Genomic DNA, 13,545 nt, shown 5'->3' with positions numbered 1-13,545 from the left:
GCCTCTTGCCTGCTTCCTGTTTGAGAACCGCTCATACCCCGGCCCGGGGTCCGGGGGCAAGAGCAACGGTATTATCCCTTCCGGCATCATCCCGCCAAAGGGGCATAAATTCTGGTAGCCCACTCACTGGGGCTCGGGAACAAAAACCGCCTGCTACCCGAAAGAGCAACAGGCGGGTTCCATTTACTCTAAGCGACCTACTGAAACTGAGCCACCGGCTCGTGGGCAGTTTTTGCGACTTCAAGGACATCCTCAAGTGTCAGCGTCTTCCGGAACAGCGCACGGCTTACAATCGCGCCCGAAATATTCGAAATGTAAGCCAGACGGGAAATATCATCCGTGGTACGGACGACACCGCTTGCGATCACGGGCGTGCGGGATTTTTCTGCTACGCCCGAAATCAGACCCAACTGTGCCTCGACATCTTCCATTTCGCTATCGATATCTGTCACCACGATTGCTGCAAATGGTGTATCGTGGAAGGCTTCTATGAATGCTTCCGGGGTAAACGCACTTTGAGTACGCCAACCTTCGGTCATTACGTACCCCTGCCATACATCCACGGCGAGAACGATCTGATCAGGGTATAGCTTGGCCAATTCCTTAACCAAATGTGGGTCCAGTGCGGCCAGTGTCCCAATGACAATGCGCCCTGCGCCCTTGTCAATCCAATGCTCGATACGCTCGCGCGAACGCATCCCGCCCGCCAGCTGTACCGGCAGTTCCGCCGACCTGATGATCTCTTCCACCAATTCAACGTTCGTGTCGCGCCCTTCAATCGCGTCAAAGTCGGTCAGGTGCATCCATTCAGCGCCTGCCGCGGACCAGCTACGCGCCGTTTCAACAGGGTCCACATGCCAGATCATGGCATTTTCCAGTCGACCTTTGTCCAACGTGACACACCGGCCGTTCTGCAACTCCATCGTTGGGTAAATCCTCATGAGCCATATCCTCCGCTAAAACGTTCCGGGATTCTAGGACATCATACTGCTCGAGTTCTATTGCGCACACCAAAGATCGGCATCGACTGCGCATTTTGCGGCATCGCAGCGAGTCTTGATTTTAGTTGCGGGCAGGCGGACCGTTCCGGCGCATCAACACAACAGGGGTGTCTTTGTAGTCACATTCGCGCATTGGAACGTAACCCAACTTCTCCGCCAGTTTCTGCGAGACACCGTTTGCAGAATTTACCATAGCAACCAATGGACCGGGCATAATACGGTCAAACCAGTCATGTGCAGCTTGGGCAGCTTCGTGCCCAAGCCCCTGCCCCTGCGCCTCGGGCACTAATACCCACCCGGCCTCAGGAAAACTGTCGAAATCTTCACCAATGGCGCGGTTACCATAGAAAAATCCGGCCTGACCGATCATCTGCCGATTCGACTGTTGGACTACGGCCCACTGACCGAACCCGGCCATTTGCCAGTGACCGGCATTGCGCAGGAATGAGTCCCAGGCCTCTCCCCGTGATCTTGGCTTACCGCCGATATGGCGCACGATGCAGGGATTGCGCCAAATCTCGGCGAATCGGTTGAAATCCTCTGGCCGCATGGCGCAGAGCGTCAACCGTGCCGTGTTTATCATCGGGGTGGATCTTATCATGCCCTGCCCGCTCAGTTTTTTTGTGCCTCTGGTAAAAGCGTGCGAACGAAAACTGCACGTTGCAAGCCTGAATTCCGAGCAGGCAATAAAAAACGGCGCCTCCGTTGCCCGGAAGCGCCGTTTTTAGCGATTTCGAAGCTATCAGGAAGCTTCGGAGATGAATTTGACGGCGTCGCCAAAGGTCTGGATGGTTTCGGCTGCGTCATCAGGGATTTCGATGCCGAACTCTTCTTCGAAGGCCATAACCAGCTCGACGGTGTCCAGGCTGTCTGCACCCAGATCGTCGATGAAGGACGCGTTTTCGGTCACTTTATCTTCTTCAACACCCAGGTGCTCAACAACGATCTTTTTAACGCGATCTGCGACGTCGCTCATGTCTATTCCTCATTCCATTTCAGGGCATAGTGCCCGGTTCTGCCCTTGCCCGCTCAGGCTGGCTTTGTTTTGCCCGATGCGGGCGGTTTGGGTCCCGGGTAACCGGGAACGTAGAAGGCCGACCAATCGGTCGACCCCTGCTTTTATGCGCCGCCTATAGCACAGACAACGCGCGAGGCAAACGCTTTCGCGCCCGCCCCGGTCCGCGTTCACAACATGGCCATCCCGCCGTTCACATGCAAGGTGGTTCCGGTAACATATCCGGCTTCGGGGCTAGCAAGATACAACACTGCCGCTGCAATTTCCGACGGGGCGCCCATACGTCCGGCTGGAACCTGACCCAGAATGCCGGATTTTTGATCGTCGGTCAGTTTGTCGGTCATGGCCGTAGTGATGAAGCCCGGCGCGACGGCATTGGCGGTGATCCCACGGCTTGCCACCTCATAAGCCAGCGATTTGGTCATACCGACCATACCTGCCTTGGACGCGGCATAGTTGGCCTGACCGGGATTGCCGGTGGCCCCGACGACGGACGAAATATTGATGATCCGCCCCCAGCGCGCCTTCATCATGCCACGCAACACGCCTTTGCACAGTCTGGCCGTCGAGGTCATGTTCACGTCAATGACGCTCTGCCATTCATCATCGGACATCCGCATGAAGATGTTGTCACGTGTGATCCCTGCGTTGTTGACCAGGATATCGACCGAACCCATTGCCTCGGCCGCCTGTTTCGGCAACGCTCCTACAGCCTCGGCGTCGCTCAGGTTGCAGGGCAGGACATGGGCGCGATCACCCAGTTCGGCAGCCAGCGCCTGCAGCGGTTCAACACGAGTACCGGACAGCGCAACAGTCGCCCCGGCCCCGTGCAACACGCGCGCGATCTCACCGCCAATGCCGCCGGACGCCCCGGTGATCAGTGCATTCTTACCTGTCAAATCAAACATTCGGTTTCCCTCTTGGTACGTCATTTTCCACGCACGTTATTCTTACGATTCGGCCTGAACCACATTCTGCACGTCATCAGGCGTACCAACAGCTTTACCAGCAATCGCGCGGTCAATTTTCCGGATCATCCCGGACAGAGCTTTACCAGCCCCAATCTCCCACGTCTCGGTAACACCCTGTGCTGCCATGTACTGCACGCTTTCACGCCAGCGCACCGAACCTGTGACCTGCTCGACCAGCAACTGGCGGATCAAATCGGGGTCACTGACCGCTTCGGCGCGCACATTAGCCACAAGCGGAACAACAGGTGCTTTGATTTCGACTGCGGCCAGGGCGTCTGCCATCACGTCGGCGGCAGGCTGCATCAAAGCGCAATGGAACGGAGCACTTACCGGCAGCATCACTGCGCGTTTAGCACCCTTTTCCTTGGCAATTTCTGCAGCGCGCTCAACTGCGGCCTTCGAACCCGAAACCACGACCTGCGTGGGATCGTTGTCATTTGCGGCCTGACATACTTCACCCTGCGCAGCTTGTTCGGCAACAGCTCGGACAGCTTCAAGGTCCAACCCCAGAATGGCGGCCATTGCACCTTCGCCGACTGGCACGGCGCTTTGCATAGCCTGCCCGCGCGTGCGCAGCAGGCGAGCCGTATCGGCAACTGACAGAGCCCCCGCCGCAGCCAGCGCAGAATATTCTCCTAATGAATGCCCGGCAACAAACGCCGCGTCCGTTACGGAAACGCCTTCGGCCTCCAGCGCGCGCATCGCCGCCATTGAGGTCGTCATCAACGCCGGCTGTGCATTCTGCGTCAGCGTGAGATCCGCGATGTCACCCTCCCAGATCAGGCTGCTTAGCTTTTCACCCAGCGCTTCGTCGACCTCGTCGAAAACAGCCTGAGCAGCCGGGTAAGCCTCGGCCAAAGCCTTGCCCATTCCGATGGTTTGGGCACCCTGCCCCGGGAAAACGAATGCGCGTGTCATTGCAACCTCTTGGATGACGTTAGGTTGCGGCGGGGTGTAAACCTTGTAGCAGCGCGGCACAAGCATTGCCTGAGGTCTGCACTCTGGCACCTTTACTGTGCATATCGCGCTATTGAGTCTTGTTCCCATGGCCTTAGGTTGACCACAACCACCCCATCCCGGAGCGTTTGATGTCCCCAACCAATTCCTTTTCCAGCTATGGCAGTGTGACCAAGACTTTCCACTGGCTGACGGCCCTGTTGATTTTTACGGCCTTGCCAGTGGGCTGGATTGCCAATGATCTGGCTCACGCCATTTACGATCCTTCCATCGCAACTACCGAAGATGACATCATCCGCGCAGCGCGGTTGTTTTCACTGCACAAAACCGTCGGCGTCACAATTTTCTTTGTTGCCCTGGCCCGAATCCTTTGGGCGGCAACGCAATCCAAACCCGGGCTGTTGAACGCAGACAATAAACCTGAGGCATTTGCCGCCGAGACGGTTCACTGGATGCTCTACAGCTCGCTTGTTCTCGTTCCGCTCACAGGCTGGGTTCACCATGCAGCATCCGAAGGGTTCGCCCCAATCCTGTGGCCCTTTGGGCAAAACCTGCCCTTTATTCCGAAATCCGCCCATATTTCCGAGGTTGCTTCAGGCCTGCACTGGCTGTTCATATGGACTCTTGCCGGGTCGCTGGTGCTGCACATCGCCGGAGCGCTCAAGCACCACGTGGTGGACAAAGACAGCACCCTGCGCCGGATGCTGCCCGGCCAGTCGGATGCACCAGAACCGCCTGAACAGAACCATTCCCCCGCACCTGCAGCCGCCGCGTTAGCCGTTTGGGGCGCAGTTCTGGTCGGAGGCTGGTACATCGGTGTTTTTGCTGATCATTCCGCAGCCGGCACGGATACCGCGGAGCTGACCGAAGTGCAGTCAGACTGGCAGGTGCAGGAGGGCACGTTGTCCATCAGCATCACCCAAATGGGCAGTCCGGTAACCGGGAGATTTGCCGACTGGACCGCCGCAATTGCCTTTGAAGATCCGACTGAGCCTGGGCTCGCGGGATCGGTGGATGTCACTATTGCCATCACATCGCTGAGCCTGGGAACGGTTACCGAGCAGGCCATGGGCACCGACTTCTTTGACAGTGCGCAATTCCCAATGGCTTTGTTCAAGGCTGACATTTACAAGACGGACACAGGATATGAGGCACGCGGCCCGCTGACGATCCGCGACAAATCCGTGGACGTTGTGCTACCATTTGAACTCGACATTCAGGACAACACCGCCACCATGTCCGGCGAATTGCAGCTGAACCGGCTGGACTTTGATGTCGGAAAATCCATGCCCGTCGAAGACTCGCTGGCCTTTGCGATCACCGTTTCGGTGGATCTGACCGCGAAACGCGGGGAATAAAAAAACCGCCGGGGACTAACCCCGGCGGTTTCTTTGCAAGTGTTCGGGCCTGACTTACTCAGCCGCCTGCGCCTTCAGCCTTCTGCGCCTCAACCGAAATCCGAATTTCGACCTCATCGCTGACAAAGGGTGCGAACTGACCCAGGTCGAATTCGCTGCGGATCAGCGTGGTGGTCGCGTCGAACCCGGCCCATGGCTTGTTCGCCATCGGGTGCTCGCCAACCTGGTTCAATTTTGCGTCCAGGACGACGGATTTGGTCACACCGTTCATGGTCAGGTCGCCAGTGATGTTGGCGGTGTTCTCGCCAGTCACTTCGATAGCCGTCGATGTAAAAGTCACCAGATCACCTTCGGTAACACCGAAGAAGTCCTCGGTCATAAAGTGATCTTCGCGTGGCTTCCAACCGGTGATCATCTCGACGACCGGCATCGATACTGTCACGCTGGATGCGGCAGGATTTTCCTGGTCAAACATGATCTCGCCCTCAAAGCCCGAGAACATGCCAGTTGTAGTCGAATAGCCCAGGTGGTTGTAAGTGAAGACGACCTGGCTGTGGCTGGGGTCCAGAATGTATTTCTCGGCGCTCGCAAATGCCGAAGTCGCCGAAACGGCCAGTGCAGCAGCAAGAAGAGTGGATTTCATGTTAAACTCCGCAAATTTGTGTATGCAAACCGAATGGGTTGCTCGAAAATGTAAATGTGCTGCCCAAGGGCAGCACACAAGTCTTATTCACTCACAATTTCTGTTCTTAAATGAACAGAATAAAAATCAGGCGAAGATTGTTACGTTTCCACTCAGTTGCCCCTTGAGTGCTTGGCTGACATCCGCCGATTGCAGCGGCAACTTCATCAGCAGACTGCCATCCACATCAAAGAGTTCGACCTGGTCGTCAGCAAAGCGGGCACCACCCAATGTGTCATAGCTGCGACGAAGAACCGTCTGCGGACGTCCGCTTTCGTTCTTTTGAAGGACCCGGACTTCCCGACGGATCGGATCGAAGTAAGCATCAGGGCGGGCGTCCAGAATCTGGATCGTCAGCAGGCTGACGCCAACCATAAGGAACATCAGGGATGCGGCAAGTTTAATCGGCCATACCTCGGTGGCCATTGCGGAACCCGAAACCAGCCACATCGAAAAAGCCATGATGATCAGAAAGGCACCAACGACCCGGGCCAGAACCATCCGCACTTTCCAGTTCGGCGCGAAAGTGATCAGAACTGGTACGGATTTCTCGTAATTCGCGCTGGTGGCCGACTGTTCGAGTGTATTCGTGTTAATCGCGGTCATTTCTATCACCCTGTTTTCAGGTTGCCGTCCTGGGCTTTGTCCGTCCGGATATTTCCCGGTATGCAAAACAACTTTGAGCCGAAAAGCGTCAGGAATTGGGCGGTGCAATGGAAATAGCACGACTTCACAATGGCACCTGTGGCAGGCCTTGCCCTTGGCGCACAAACGTGTATATGGGGCCATCCTTCGCAAATCACATGAATCGCGCAGCCTCTCGTGGCAGGGTCGCGAAGGACGATCTGGCCCCGCCTATGAAATGCGCCTTGATAGAAACAGGAGTGCACATGCCACTGTATGAGCATGTAATGATCGCGCGTCAGGACCTGTCCAACGCGCAGGCAGAAAGCCTCGTCGAACATTTCGGCACCGTACTGGCGGACAACGGCGGCAACGTCGTCGACAGCGAGTACTGGGGCGTCAAGACGATGGCCTACAAGATCAACAAGAACCGCAAAGGCCACTATTCCTTCCTGAAGACCGACGCCCCCGCTGGCGCTGTTCAGGAAATGGAACGCCTGATGCGCCTGCATGAGGACGTCATGCGTGTTCTGACCATCAAGGTCGACGAGCATGCCGAGGGCCCCTCGGTCCAGATGCAGAAGCGCGACGAGCGCGAAGGCCGCCGCGAGCGCCGTTGATCAACGCCTGACGAAAGGACATAAACCATGGCCGCAAAACCATTTTTCCGCCGCCGCAAGGTCTGCCCGTTCTCGGGTGAGAACGCGCCGAAAATCGACTATAAAGACACTCGTCTGCTGCAGCGCTACATCTCAGAGCGCGGCAAGATCGTACCTTCGCGCATCACCGCCGTTTCGGCGAAAAAGCAGCGTGAACTGGCTCGTGCTATCAAGCGCGCCCGCTTCCTCGCCCTGCTGCCCTACGCCGTGAAGTAAGGAGAGACTGACATGCAAGTTATCCTTCTGGAACGCGTTGCGAAACTGGGTCAGATGGGCGACGTCGTTGACGTCAAGTCCGGCTACGCCCGCAACTTCCTGCTGCCCCAGGGCAAAGCACTGAGCGCATCGGACGCCAACATCGCGTCGTTCGAAGCCCAGAAAGCGCAGCTTGAGGCGCGCAACCTGGAAACCAAGAAAGAAGCTGAGGCGCTGGCTGAAAAGCTGGACGGTCAGCAGTTCATCGTGATTCGCTCGGCATCGGATGCCGGCGCTCTGTACGGTTCTGTCACTCCGCGTGACGCCGCAGACGCCGCAACCGAGGCTGGTTTCACCGTCGACAAGAAACAGATTGCCCTGATCGCTCCGATCAAGGAACTGGGCCTGCACTCGCTTGCAGTCAAACTGCACCCTGAGGTCGAAGTTGAAATCAAGATGAATGTTGCCCGTTCGCAAGAAGAAGCCGAACTGCAGGCCTCGGGCAAGTCGATCCAGGAACTGGCTGCCGAAGAAGAAGCAGCTGCAGAGTTCGAAATCGCCGAACTGTTCGACGATATCGGTTCTGCCGCGTCGGAAGACGAAGAGCTGGTTGCCGAAGAAGCTCCGGCTGAGGAAGACGAAGCCAAAGCCTGATTTGGCTGAGTTGAGTTTTGGGAAAGGCCGTACGAAAAGTGCGGCCTTTTTTCATGCACACGCCAAACGGGCAAAATTCAGCCAGATTTTTAACCTACGCTTGCGGCCAGGCCACCGTTACTTATCATCGCGGCCTGGAATTCGGAGTACACAGATGACATCTCTTTTGCGTCGCAGCGTTCTGGCCATGTTGTTGGTAGCCCCCTTTGCCGCATGCGGCGGGCCGGACACACCGACAAAGGACACGTTCAGCCCCCCTCTTTATCCTAATGAGACACCAGAGCTGCGCGCGTCGATCAACCATTGGGCAGATCATTATGAAGTCCCACGCGAGCTAGTGCACAAGCTGGCCGTGCGAGAAAGCACCCATCGCCCCTGGGCCGTAAACCGCCCCTATTACGGCCTTTTGCAGATTCTGCCCGCAACCGCCCGGTCCATGGGTTACACCGGCAATGCCAAGGGATTGCTGGACGCGGACACAAACCTCGAGTTCGCAGGTAAGTACTTGCGCGGCGCATGGTTGTTGTCAGATGGAGACCAGCAACGTGCGATCTTTCTCTATGCAAAGGGATACTACCCCGAGGCCAAAGCCCGCGGCATGCTGGTCGAGACGGGCTTGCAACCGAACTAAGGAATGGAAACCACTCAGATCGGCGTACTTTTGCCTACATAGTGTACTTCTGATACGCAATTGGACAGTTCTGTTGCTGCAACCACGCAATATGTCTGTGTGTTCTGCACAAATGGGTTGCACAAAAGGGCAAAATTGACGCAACGTATGCAATAAACGGACAGATAGGGCTGTTTTTGGGGAAAGAGCAGCCGCACAAGGGTTTGGACAGGTGAAACTTATAGACTTGGCCGCGCTGGACCATGAGGAGAAGTCAACCGCCGACATCATAAACTCTGTCTGCGAGGAACTCGGCTTCGACTATGCGTCCTACGCCACTATGAACCCCGTGAAAGGTGACGTTCAGGGCTACGCCAATTACCCGGATGAATGGAAAATTCACTACGGTAGCCATGGCTATCACCATTTCGATCCTACAATCTATCAATCAGTGCTAAGCATCGCCCCTGTCGACTGGGGGCGCTTCAACCACGATGAAAAGTTCAACGCGGTATTCCGCGATGCCCATGATTTTGGCATTACTTCTCGTGGCTTAACCGTCCCTGTCCGCGGCCCCTTTGGCGAGTGCGGGCTGCTGAGTGTGACGCGGAACTGCTCGGATGATGAATGGGAGAAGCTAAAAAGACACGTCATGGGAGACTTGCAGATGGCTGCAGTGCAGGCTCATGACACTGTCATGCAATCCGGCGTGCTTGCCAAGGCGCTGTACCTTCCGGCGCTTTCCACACGAGAGAAAGAGATCTTGCAATGGGTGGCCGAGGGAAAATCCCAGCAGGACATTGGTGACATCCTGTCTATTTCGCACCGGACTGTCGAAGTTCACATGCGATCGGGCCGCGAAAAACTCGGCGCGTTAACCACGCCACAGGCCATAGGACGGGCTATTGGACTAGGCCTAATTGCCCCTGGTTAATAAAAAAATCTTCAATTCTACGGGATACCCCCAATAGTCTCGGACAATAACTTGGTTAACCTCATCCTTACGGTAACCAGACTGTAGGGGGATGGATATGATCATCGTAATTGATGGTATCAACCAGCATAAGTTTAAAGATGTCCTGGACGAAATGTACAAACTGCGGGCGCGCGTCTTCGGTGATCGCCTGGGTTGGGACGTTCACATCAAGGATGGGCGAGAGCGCGATCATTTCGACGACCTGCATCCTGCACATGTTGTCAGCATCAACGACGAGGGGGACGTCGTTGGGTGCATGAGACTGCTGCAGACCACAGGGCCGCACATGCTGTCGGACGTCTTTCACACCATTCTGGATGGTGAAGCACCTATTCGCAGTTCGCAAGTGTGGGAAGCGACCCGGTTTTGCGTGGACACCAGAAAGCTTGGCCGTGGACGTGGTGAAAACTCGGTATCTTATGTCACCAGCGAAGTCATGATCGGCTCTTTCGAATACGCCAAAATGGCTGGCGTTCTGGACTCGATCGCCGTGATCGACCCGGTGATGAACCGTGTTTTGCAGCGCTCAGGGAACGCGCCATACGATTACCTCGGCACCGCTAAACCGATGGGTAAAGTGGTCGCTATGGCAGCCCTTATGGACTGCTCGGACGAACGCATCTCGGGTATCCGGGACTATGCGGGGATCGCACACGATGTCTTTCTGACCGACGAACAGGCGCTGGATCTTTTCGCAGGTGCGAAGGCCGAGGCGAAACCCAGCGTGGCGAACTTCGACCACCAGCCGCTGAGCCAGCTGGAAAAGTACTTTGTCGAACAGATGAATTCGGCAACTTCGAAAGACGAAATCGATGCAGTCTTTAAGTTGATCGAAGAGCTTTCGGACAGGTTTACCCCAGAGCAGAAGACAGCTCTGTTAAGTACCCCCCGTGCTTTTGCTCATGAGGCCTGACCCCCTCACCTCGTAGAGCCAAAAGCCACCCACACGGAGCCGTCTAATTCCAGACGGCTCCGTTTTTTTTGCCCATTTGGGATGGATGGGCGGACGAGGATTACTCCTCGTCCAGTGCCTCGACAGCTTTCTGCAGGTCGTCTTTGCCAACCTCTTTGTTCGAGACCTGAGCCAGTTCAACGATGTAGTCGATGACCTTGTCTTCGAAGATCGGCGCACGCAGCTGCTGCTGCATCTGGGCGTTCTGCTGCACGAACTCAAAGAACTGACGTTCCTGACCCGGGTACTGGCGCGCCTGGTTCATGATCGCCTGTGTCATTTCGGAGTCGGTCACTTCGACTTCGGCCTTCTGACCCAGCTCAGCCAGCAGCAGGCCCAGGCGAACGCGACGTTCGGCCAGCTTGTTATGTTCGTCGGTGGGCTCGATCTCTTCGTGATCGTGGCCTTCAACTTCCGGGTTTTCCTCATGCCACAGCTGATGCGCGATCTGCTTGGCTTCGGCTTCGACCAGCGACGGCGGCAGGTCGAACGAGACTTTCTCGTCCAGCGCGTCCAGCAGAGCACGCTTCATGACTGCGCGCGAAGCACCCGAGTATTCTGCTTCCAGACGCTCGGCGATCTGACCTTTCAGAGCTGCCAGATCCTCGGCACCGAACTTGGTGGCCAGCTCATCGTTGACTTCGGCAGCGACAGGTTCCTTCACTTCTTTCACAGTGCAGGTGAAGACAGCGTCTTTACCGGCCAGATGCTCAGCGCCGTATTCCGCGGGGAAGGTCACATTGACGTCTTTTTCTTCCTCGGCCTTCACGCCAACCAATTGCTCTTCAAAGCCGGGGATGAAGCTGTTGGAACCCAGCACCAGCGGGTAGTCCTCGGCCGAACCACCTTCGAACTCTTCACCGTCAACTTTGCCAACAAAGTCGATCACAACCTGATCGCCGTCCTTGGCTTTTGAGCCTTTGCGGCGCGCTTTGAAATCCTGTGCGGTTTCGGCCAGATTGTTCAGCGCTTCTTCGATCGCGGCATCGTCTGCTTTGACGACCAGCTTTTCCAGTTCGATCGATTTCAAATCAACTTCCGGGATTGCCGGCAGAGCCTCGTAGGACATTGCGACTTCAACGTCGTCGCCTTCTTTCCAGTCCTCATTGGTCATCTTGACCTCGGGCTGCAGTGCAGGGCGTTCGCCGCTGTCTTCAAAGTGCTGGTTCATGGCACCGTCGATGCTTTCCTGCATCGCTTCGCCCAGCAGGCGCTGACCAAACTGCTTTTTCAGCAGCGCCATCGGCACCTTGCCTTTACGGAAACCCTTCATTTCGATTTCAGGCTGCGCTTCGACCAGTTTCTCGTTTACTTTGTCGTCCAGCTCAGCTGCGGATACGACGATATTGTAGCCGCGTTTCAGACCTTCGTTCAGCGTCTCGGTAACCTGCATTATGGTAGTCCCCATAGGATTCGGGGCGCGCAAAACGGCGCGCCGGGCAAATTTGACGCCTTCTATTTGCCCTACTGCGCGCGCGCAAGGGGCAAAGGCCGGATCAGCCTTATTTTACCGTCGATTTGAACAAAAAAACGCCCCGGATCCAACCGGGGCGCTTGTCACTCATCTGGGTGAGCAATCAGAATTTCCAGCGGGCGCCCAAGACCCATGCTTCGTTGTTGTCGAATGAGGTGCCATCATCGAAATCGTGGTTGCGGTACTTCAAATACGCATCTGTGTTGATTGCTTCAATCTTCTGCACCACGGCCACGCCCCATGCTTTTGTGCTGGACCCATCGGTGTTGAAGTCCGACCCGTCAAAATAGTCGATCCCGACGCCGGTTTTACCCCAGGATACCCAATCGCCTTCATAGGCAATTTTCGCGTACCAATAGTTCGGATCGCTTGCACCGCTGGCGGTGTCATCGCGCGTGCCGGCGGCCGCTGTAAAGCTGAACCCACTGGGCAGCAGAACCGAGGCTGAACCGATGGTATCCTTGCGCTCGCCCGATGCGTTATCAAAGTCGCGGACGGCGTAGGCCAGGCTTGCAGCAAATTCGACGCCACCTGCAAATGTGTTTCCGTAAAACACGCCCACATCGTAATAGGTATCGTCGTCGCTGCTGGACAGAATGTTCTCGCCATAAGCGATCCCGGCCGAGAACCCATTGAAATCCGGAGTATCGTAGCGAATGCGCCCGCGGCGCGAGCCATCAAGGTTGCTGCTGCTGTCGCCGATCGTAATCCCGCTCAGGATGCCATTCGTCTCACGATAGAAGAAAGCCGAGTTCTCATCATTGGTAAAAGAATAAAGAGCCGTACCAACATAAGAGAGATCGGTTTCCGCCGCACCATCCGACACCATGCTGCCCTGACCGGCGGAGAATTTGCCATAATCGCCTTTCAGCGCAAAATCGACATGGCGAATATCCGAACGAGTCCACCCGCTGAAGTTGGTGCCGAGCTGGTTCCACTCGGTCGAGTTAGGCAGGCCAAGCGCGGTTTCAAAACGGAACGTAAACTCGTTAGCACCGTAAGGTTGCATCAACCGCAGCCCCACGCGGCTGTTCGAGAGATCGTTGTCGAGGACGCGGGTATCCGTTTCCTGCCCATCATCCACCGAGATCAGGGCTGGGTGCAGTTGCCCGTACAACAGCACATAGCCGCCACTGTTGTTTTCATATTTCAGCTCGGCCGCAGCAGGGATTGCCGTAGTCACGGCCAGAATAGCAGCAACCGACGGGACACTAAATTTCACTGTCATTTTCTTTCACCATATTCGTTTTGGTATTGGATGCTTACTAAGTACTGATCTTAGGTAACAGCACCAACACGCGTTGAACCGATCAATTCAGTTCCTGAGTTTCTGCCTCACGGTTCAAATTGGCAGGAACTAATTTTCAATTTTAATCAACGCTTTGACTAAACGGCCGACCGGAAACCCGGGTGCCGT

At 56.0% G+C, this 13,545-nt stretch carries 16 protein-coding genes; 7 read left to right on the top strand and 9 right to left on the bottom strand.

Features of this window, described 5'->3' with window-relative positions:
* Positions 1 to 197 precede the first annotated feature (197 nt).
* The 5 genes from GOX66_RS02740 to fabD all read right to left on the bottom strand — a co-directional run bounded on the left by GOX66_RS02740 (position 198) and on the right by fabD (position 3,905).
* Entirely contained in the window at positions 198 to 941 is a 744-nt protein-coding gene (locus GOX66_RS02740) for a 1-(5-phosphoribosyl)-5-[(5-phosphoribosylamino)methylideneamino]imidazole-4-carboxamide isomerase (RefSeq protein WP_170759374.1), read from the bottom strand.
* Between the two features lie 121 nt (positions 942 to 1,062).
* Positions 1,063 to 1,602, bottom strand: a complete 540-nt coding sequence (locus GOX66_RS02735) for a GNAT family N-acetyltransferase (RefSeq protein WP_170759372.1) — start codon at positions 1,600 to 1,602, stop codon at positions 1,063 to 1,065.
* Positions 1,603 to 1,743: 141 nt separating this feature from the next.
* On the bottom strand, positions 1,744 to 1,977 hold the full coding sequence (locus tag GOX66_RS02730; protein ID WP_005982462.1) for an acyl carrier protein: 234 nt from the start codon (positions 1,975 to 1,977) through the stop codon (positions 1,744 to 1,746).
* Between the two features lie 209 nt (positions 1,978 to 2,186).
* Positions 2,187 to 2,924: a 3-oxoacyl-[acyl-carrier-protein] reductase gene (fabG, locus tag GOX66_RS02725; RefSeq protein ID WP_170759370.1), complete on the bottom strand. Its 738-nt coding sequence runs from the start codon at positions 2,922 to 2,924 to the stop codon at positions 2,187 to 2,189.
* A gap of 42 nt (positions 2,925 to 2,966) precedes the next feature.
* Positions 2,967 to 3,905, bottom strand: a complete 939-nt coding sequence (gene fabD, locus GOX66_RS02720) for an ACP S-malonyltransferase (RefSeq protein ID WP_170759367.1) — start codon at positions 3,903 to 3,905, stop codon at positions 2,967 to 2,969.
* A gap of 170 nt (positions 3,906 to 4,075) precedes the next feature.
* Between fabD and GOX66_RS02715 the strand changes: the two genes are divergently transcribed.
* Positions 4,076 to 5,302, top strand: coding sequence for a cytochrome b/b6 domain-containing protein (locus GOX66_RS02715; RefSeq protein ID WP_170759365.1), 1,227 nt, complete (start codon positions 4,076 to 4,078; stop codon positions 5,300 to 5,302).
* A gap of 58 nt (positions 5,303 to 5,360) precedes the next feature.
* Here the strand turns inward: GOX66_RS02715 and GOX66_RS02710 are convergent, their stop codons facing one another.
* Both GOX66_RS02710 and GOX66_RS02705 read right to left on the bottom strand, forming a co-directional pair.
* The gene (locus GOX66_RS02710) at positions 5,361 to 5,945 is read right to left on the bottom strand and encodes a YceI family protein (protein ID WP_170759364.1); all 585 of its coding nucleotides are present in this window, start codon (positions 5,943 to 5,945) and stop codon (positions 5,361 to 5,363) included.
* A 126-nt stretch (positions 5,946 to 6,071) separates the two neighbouring features.
* Entirely contained in the window at positions 6,072 to 6,590 is a 519-nt protein-coding gene (locus tag GOX66_RS02705) for a hypothetical protein (protein ID WP_170759362.1), read from the bottom strand.
* A 284-nt stretch (positions 6,591 to 6,874) separates the two neighbouring features.
* Between GOX66_RS02705 and rpsF the strand changes: the two genes are divergently transcribed.
* The 6 genes from rpsF (at position 6,875) to GOX66_RS02675 (ending at position 10,615) form a co-directional block, all read left to right on the top strand.
* A complete protein-coding gene (gene rpsF, locus GOX66_RS02700; RefSeq protein ID WP_039529890.1) occupies positions 6,875 to 7,228 on the top strand; it encodes a 30S ribosomal protein S6 in 354 nt (117 codons plus the stop codon).
* Between the two features lie 27 nt (positions 7,229 to 7,255).
* Entirely contained in the window at positions 7,256 to 7,483 is a 228-nt protein-coding gene (gene rpsR / locus GOX66_RS02695) for a 30S ribosomal protein S18 (RefSeq protein WP_005608650.1), read from the top strand.
* Positions 7,484 to 7,495: 12 nt separating this feature from the next.
* On the top strand, positions 7,496 to 8,116 hold the full coding sequence (gene rplI / locus GOX66_RS02690) for a 50S ribosomal protein L9 (protein WP_170759360.1): 621 nt from the start codon (positions 7,496 to 7,498) through the stop codon (positions 8,114 to 8,116).
* A gap of 154 nt (positions 8,117 to 8,270) precedes the next feature.
* Positions 8,271 to 8,747, top strand: coding sequence for a transglycosylase SLT domain-containing protein (locus tag GOX66_RS02685; protein ID WP_170759358.1), 477 nt, complete (start codon positions 8,271 to 8,273; stop codon positions 8,745 to 8,747).
* Between the two features lie 211 nt (positions 8,748 to 8,958).
* Positions 8,959 to 9,660, top strand: a complete 702-nt coding sequence (locus GOX66_RS02680) for an autoinducer binding domain-containing protein (protein WP_170759356.1) — start codon at positions 8,959 to 8,961, stop codon at positions 9,658 to 9,660.
* A 97-nt stretch (positions 9,661 to 9,757) separates the two neighbouring features.
* The gene (locus GOX66_RS02675) at positions 9,758 to 10,615 is read left to right on the top strand and encodes an acyl-homoserine-lactone synthase (RefSeq protein WP_170759354.1); all 858 of its coding nucleotides are present in this window, start codon (positions 9,758 to 9,760) and stop codon (positions 10,613 to 10,615) included.
* 100 nt (positions 10,616 to 10,715) lie between these two features.
* On the opposite strand, the gene tig is transcribed toward GOX66_RS02675, so the two are convergent.
* Together tig and GOX66_RS02665 are read right to left on the bottom strand one after the other, a co-directional pair.
* Positions 10,716 to 12,047: a trigger factor gene (gene tig, locus GOX66_RS02670; RefSeq protein ID WP_170759352.1), complete on the bottom strand. Its 1,332-nt coding sequence runs from the start codon at positions 12,045 to 12,047 to the stop codon at positions 10,716 to 10,718.
* 184 nt (positions 12,048 to 12,231) lie between these two features.
* Positions 12,232 to 13,356 carry a porin gene (locus GOX66_RS02665; RefSeq protein ID WP_170759350.1) on the bottom strand — a complete coding sequence of 375 codons (1,125 nt, stop codon included), beginning with the start codon at positions 13,354 to 13,356 and terminating at the stop codon, positions 12,232 to 12,234.
* Between the last annotated feature and the right edge of the window lie 189 nt (positions 13,357 to 13,545).

It is taken from the genome of Ruegeria lacuscaerulensis (assembly GCF_013031245.1).
GTDB lineage: Bacteria > Pseudomonadota > Alphaproteobacteria > Rhodobacterales > Rhodobacteraceae > Ruegeria > Ruegeria lacuscaerulensis_C.
Note: the sequence above shows the minus strand (reverse complement) of the source record. Positions and strands in the feature narration are given on the sequence as shown.